The following is a 5,212-nucleotide window of genomic DNA, read 5'->3' on the forward strand; positions in this document are numbered from 1 at the left end:
CATGGCACGCCCGAGCACGGCAAAACTCGCGATTGATATGAACATGACTTTTTTGCTGACGGCCCAACCTGCCCTGCCGGTCAGCGTGAACATTGACCAGGCACTCAGCCAGGCCTTGGCGATCATCACTGGGGTATTGGCCGCCACCCTGACCTACCACCTGGTCATCCCCTCAAGCCCCGTCAAACATCGAATGGCACTGGCGCGCCGGATTGCCCGGCAGACACGCTCCCTGGTACGCGTAGCCACGGGTAAGCGCTCCGAGCGGGCCCATGCTCGCATCAATGCCCTGCTGTTGCCGCTAGTGATGCTTGAAGGACATACCAGCCCTCTTATCTTCGCCGCCATGCGCTGTGCCGTATGGGTAGCAAACATGAGCAGGATTGAAACGCAGACCGGCGTCACCCTTGCCGACCTGCAGAGGGAAGCTTTGATGGCCACTGAAGCCCTGCAATCGGTGGTGCAAGAACTTTCTCAACCCGATATTCCAACCAGGAGAAAATCATGAGCATTGTCCAAACCCCTTGGGAGGGTTTTACCGGCCAGTACATTGCCGGTCGCTGGCGTCCGGGCAGCACTGTCAAGGTGCTCGAAAACCGAAACCCCTACGACGGTAGCCTGTTGACAGAAATCGCTCTGGCCGATGTCAGCGATCTGGATGCCGCCTATCAGGCGGCTGCGCTGGCACAGAAAGACTGGGCCAGGACCTTACCGGCCGAGCGTTCAGCAGTATTCATGCGTGCGGTCACGATTCTCGAAACTCGCCATGCCGAGATCGTCGATTGGCTGATTCGCGAATCCGGCAGTACCCGGACCAAGGCCGAAATCGAGTGGGGTGCTGTGCGCTCCGGCATGATTGCAGCCGCGAGCATGCCAACCCGCGCTCATGGGCGCATTTTGCCAGTAAACATTGCCGACAAAGAAAGCCGGGTCTATCGCAAGCCAATCGGGGTCGTCGGTGTGATTAGCCCCTGGAACTGGCCGATGCACCTGTCCAACCGCTCGATTGCCCCCGCCCTGGCTCTGGGCAATGCGGTCGTGCTCAAACCGGCAGACGACACTCCGGTGACCGGAGGCCTGTTACTGGCGCGCATCTACGAGGAAGCCGGCTTGCCGGTGGGCTTACTCAATGTGGTGATTGGAGAAGTCAGTGATATTGGCGATGCCTTCACCCTGCATCCGATCCCCAAGTTCATCTCCTTCACTGGTTCGACCCGTGTTGGACGGCACATCGGCGGACTCGCGATGACCGGCCCGACACTCAAGCGCGTAGGTCTGGAACTGGGCGGTAATGCGCCTTGCGTGGTGTTGGACGATGCCGATCTGGATCTGGCCGTACACGCGGCAGTCGTCGGACGCTTCCTCCATCAGGGTCAGATCTGTATGAGCAGTAACCGGATCATTGTCGATGAGGCCATCCATGATCGCTTTGTCGAAGCCTTCATCGAGCGCGTGCGCAACCTTAAAGTGGGCGATCCCAACGATCCCGGGACAGTGATCGGCCCCCTGATCAATCAACGCCAATTACAAGGTGCGCTCCAGCGTATCGAAGCGGCTCAAACGGCAGGCATGACGTTGGCCCTGAGCGGCAAGCCGCAAGGACAGATCTTGCCCCCACACGTGTTCATCAACGTGGCCAATGACTCGCTGCTGGCACAGACCGAGCAGTTCTGCCCTATCGCCCCGATCATCAAGGCTCGCGATGAAGCCGAAGCGCTACTCCTGGCCAATCAGACCGAGTTTGGCCTGTCCAGCGCGGTCTTCACCCAGGATGAGGCTCGAGGTCTGCGCTTCGCCCAGCAGATCGAAGCCGGTATGACCCATATCAACGACATCTCGGTCAACGACGATCCGGACAATATGTTCGGTGGCGAGAAAAACAGTGGCGTCGGCCGCTTCAACAGCGACTGGATCATTGCCGAGCTGACCAGCGATCACTGGATTTCAATCCAGCATCAACGTCGCGCCTACCCCTTCTAACCCCCCCGCAGCATCGTTGCCATCCGGACACCGACCGGATGGCAATTCTCGCGTCACGCTCTCGTATCGCCTGTTCCAGAGGGCCGGCACAGAGCTGCCAGAAACTGAAGGAAAGCACCTTCATTCCATATTTTAGGATTTATTAAAAATCCCACTTTACAGGATTTATGCAAAAGCATAAATTAACCCACAGCTGCCGATGCTTAACTCGCGGCCATAGCAATGCAAAAACAAAAACAAGAGGCAAAAGCCATGCAACCTGCGTCCTGCTCCAACGTCCTTGGCGATGTGATCGATGACCGGCCCATGAGCCGGATGCAACTGGAAGTGGTTGCACTGTGCGTTCTGGTGGCCATCCTCGATGGCTTCGATACCCAAATCATAGGCTTTCTGGTAAGCCCGATAGCCAGTTCGCTAGGCGTTACGCCATCGGCTTTCGGGCCAGTATTCGCCGCCGGACTGTTCGGATTAATGCTAGGCGCACTGGGCCTGGCGCCGTTAGCCGACAAGATCGGTCGCAAGAAAGTTTTGCTGGCATCGATTCTGACGTTCGGTGCCTGCGCCCTATTGACTGCTTTCGTTCAAGATTTCGAACAATTGCTCGTTGTTCGCCTGCTCACCGGTCTCGGCCTAGGCGGCGCAATCCCTAATCTGGTAGCACTGGCATCCGAGTACAGCCCGCGCCGCTATTCCAGAATTTCCGTCACTCTGCTGTTCTGTGGCATGCCGCTGGGTGCGATGATCGCTGGGACTACCGCGGATCAACTGTTGGCTGTCTGGGGCTGGCGCAATCTATTTCTGATCGGCGGAGTGCTGCCGCTGGGCGTTGCTTTTGTGGTGCTGTTTCGGCTCCCGGAGTCAGTGGAGTTTCTGACCCGAAACCCGCGCAACCGCTCGAAAGTCGAACGCATCATCGCGCGCTTGGTTCCGGAGCTGATCCAGCTACCAACAAGCCTGCTGACCCCGCGGTCACAAGCACCGGTGAAAATCCCACTGAGCCGCCTGTTCGCCGACGGCATGTGGCGTCGCACCCTGCTACTGTGGCTGCCCTATAGCATGAACCTACTGATTCTCTACTTCATCATGAGCTGGGTTCCCACCGTGCTGGTCGCCGCTCATGAACCTCTAAGCATGGGCATTAAAGCCATAATTCTGTTCAGCCTTGGCGGCGTGTTCGGCTCGATCCTGCAAGGCTGGCTGATGAACCGTCTGGGCGCGATCCGCGTGTTGATGGCCGAGTTCTGCGGCTATCTGTTACTGGTGTTGTTACTCAGCCAAATGCCGATATCCATGGCCCCCTTCCTGATCGTCATGTTCGCTCTGGGGGTTCTGGTTCAGGGTGCTCAGGCTGGCCTTAACGCGCTGGCCGCAGAAATCTATCCTCAGGAAATTCGCTCCACGGGTGTCGGCTGGGCACTGGGGATCGGCCGTATCGGTTCGATTCTCGGACCGGTATTTGGTGGTCTTATGCTGGCGTTGGGTTGGACCCTGCAAGAGATTTTCATCGCCGCCTTGCTGCCAGGCCTGATCGCGCTGTGCGCAACCCTTGTCATTCGTTTCGGCCAATTGCGTGAGCAACGCCGAGCTTCTTTGCACCCTGTGCGCATGCACTAACCCTCTCTCAAGGAGCATTCCATGAAACTCGCAAGCTTCATTTTTCAAGGCCGTAGCACCTACGGTGTCGTCGACGGCGAGCTGGTTATCGACCTGGAATCGGTCAAGCAAACCTTCGGCGCCGATCTCAAGCAGGCCATCGCCAACAATCGCCTGGCCGAACTGACCCACGACGTCCTGGCGAGCCTGCCGCGCATCCCGCTGGATGAAGTGACCTTTCTGCCAGTCATCCCGAACCCGGGCAAAGTGCTGTGCATTGGCATCAACTACGCCACTCATGTCCGCGAAACCGGTCGTGAGATGCCGACCTACCCGATGATTTTTACTCGCTTCGCCGACAGCCAGACCGCCCACCTGCAACCCATCATTCGACCCACGGCCTCGCACAAGCTGGACTTCGAAGGCGAGCTGGCTGTGGTGATCGGCAAACCTGCGCGTCACGTCAAGCAAGCCGATGCACTGGACTATGTAGCCGGTTACGCCTGCTACAACGACGGCAGCGTCCGCGACTGGCAGAAGCACACCATTCAGTTCATACCGGGCAAGAACTTCCCGAGCACCGGCGGCTTTGGCCCTTGGCTAGTCACTAGCGACGAAATTGGTGATCCGCAGGACCTGGAGTTGACCACCCGCCTGAATGGCGAAGTGATGCAGCACACCAACACCAGCGACATGATCTTCGATGTCCGCAAGCTCATCGAGTATTGCTCCACCTTCACTGAGCTGGCTCCCGGCGACGTGATTGTCAGCGGCACCACCGGCGGCGTCGGCGCTTTCCGTGAACCGCCTGTATGGATGAAGCCAGGCGACGAAGTCGAGATCGAGATTTCGCGAATTGGCATCCTGCGCAACAACATCGTCGACGAGCAGTAAGCAATGGACAGACTACCTGAATCAGAACAACTGCCAGAGCAGGATGCCGACAGCAAAAGTTCGAGCCTGGAACGCATGCTGCGGGTCCTCGACCTGTTCACCGAAGACAGTCCGATCTGGGCTGTCGACGACATGGGCTCGACATTGGGTTTTACCCGTTCAACCATCTACCGCTATGTGCGCGAACTAGCCGAGGCGAACTTGTTGTTCCAGGTGGAAGCCGGACGTTACGCGCTGGGTGCCCGGATCATTACCTGGGACCGCCAGTTGCGGGTAAGTGACCCTCTGGTTCGGGCTGCACGCGCGCTGGAGTCGAACTTCCCACACTGGAGCGAGCAGCAAGTCTGGCTGATCTGCCGGCTGTTCAAGGATCAAGTAGTCTGTATTCATCAGTGCGGTGAGCTGTTCAGCGAGGTCAGTTATTCGCGTGGCTCGCCGCGACCGTTATTCCTCGGCGCAACCTCCAAGGCCATCCTGGCCAACATGAGCCCGCGCCAGCACAGTCAGCTGTTTCTGGAAAACCCCGACGAGGTGCGCGCCAGCAACCTTGGCCAGACTTGGGAGCAGTTTCGTCGCTCGCTGCAGCTCTTGCGTCGTCAGGGGTATGTTGCCAGCGCGGGCGAAGTCGACTCTGACGTCTACGGCCTAGCGGCACCCATCTTCGATGGCGAAGGCAAGGTTGTCGGCAGCATCAGTTGCGTTCGCCCGATTCAACAGCGCGACAGTACTCAGGAAGAAGGACAAG

The 5,212-nt window shown here is 58.3% G+C and carries 5 protein-coding genes; all 5 read left to right on the top strand.

The window, feature by feature from the left end; translation table 11 throughout:
- Positions 1–508 (top strand): FUSC family protein (locus M0974_RS27345; protein ID WP_297844539.1); only part of this gene is annotated, 508 nt, incomplete at its 5' end.
- Positions 505–1,980 (top strand): aldehyde dehydrogenase family protein, encoded by a 1,476-nt coding sequence (locus M0974_RS27350; RefSeq protein ID WP_297844541.1) that lies wholly within the window; start codon positions 505–507, stop codon positions 1,978–1,980. The genes M0974_RS27345 and M0974_RS27350, both read left to right, overlap by 4 nt.
- 252 nt (positions 1,981–2,232) lie before the next feature.
- Entirely contained in the window at positions 2,233–3,594 is a 1,362-nt protein-coding gene (locus M0974_RS27355) for an MFS transporter (protein WP_297844544.1), read from the top strand.
- Between the two features lie 21 nt (positions 3,595–3,615).
- Positions 3,616–4,467, top strand: a complete 852-nt coding sequence (locus tag M0974_RS27360) for a fumarylacetoacetate hydrolase family protein (RefSeq protein WP_297844553.1) — start codon at positions 3,616–3,618, stop codon at positions 4,465–4,467.
- Positions 4,468–4,470: 3 nt separating this feature from the next.
- Positions 4,471–5,212: IclR family transcriptional regulator (locus M0974_RS27365; protein WP_297844555.1), on the top strand; the 742-nt coding region annotated here is incomplete at its 3' end.

Origin of the sequence: Pseudomonas sp. (assembly GCF_026224925.1) — a bacterium.
Classification (GTDB): Bacteria; Pseudomonadota; Gammaproteobacteria; order Pseudomonadales; family Pseudomonadaceae; genus Aquipseudomonas.

Bases quoted from the DNA above. Each gene is read 5' to 3' on its own strand.
- M0974_RS27350 (WP_297844541.1), top strand. From the start codon at position 505: ATGAGCATTGTCCAAACCCCTTGGGAGGGTTTTACCGGCCAGTACATT.
- M0974_RS27355 (WP_297844544.1), top strand. From the start codon at position 2,233: ATGCAACCTGCGTCCTGCTCCAACGTCCTTGGCGATGTGATCGATGAC.
- M0974_RS27360 (WP_297844553.1), top strand. From the start codon at position 3,616: ATGAAACTCGCAAGCTTCATTTTTCAAGGCCGTAGCACCTACGGTGTC.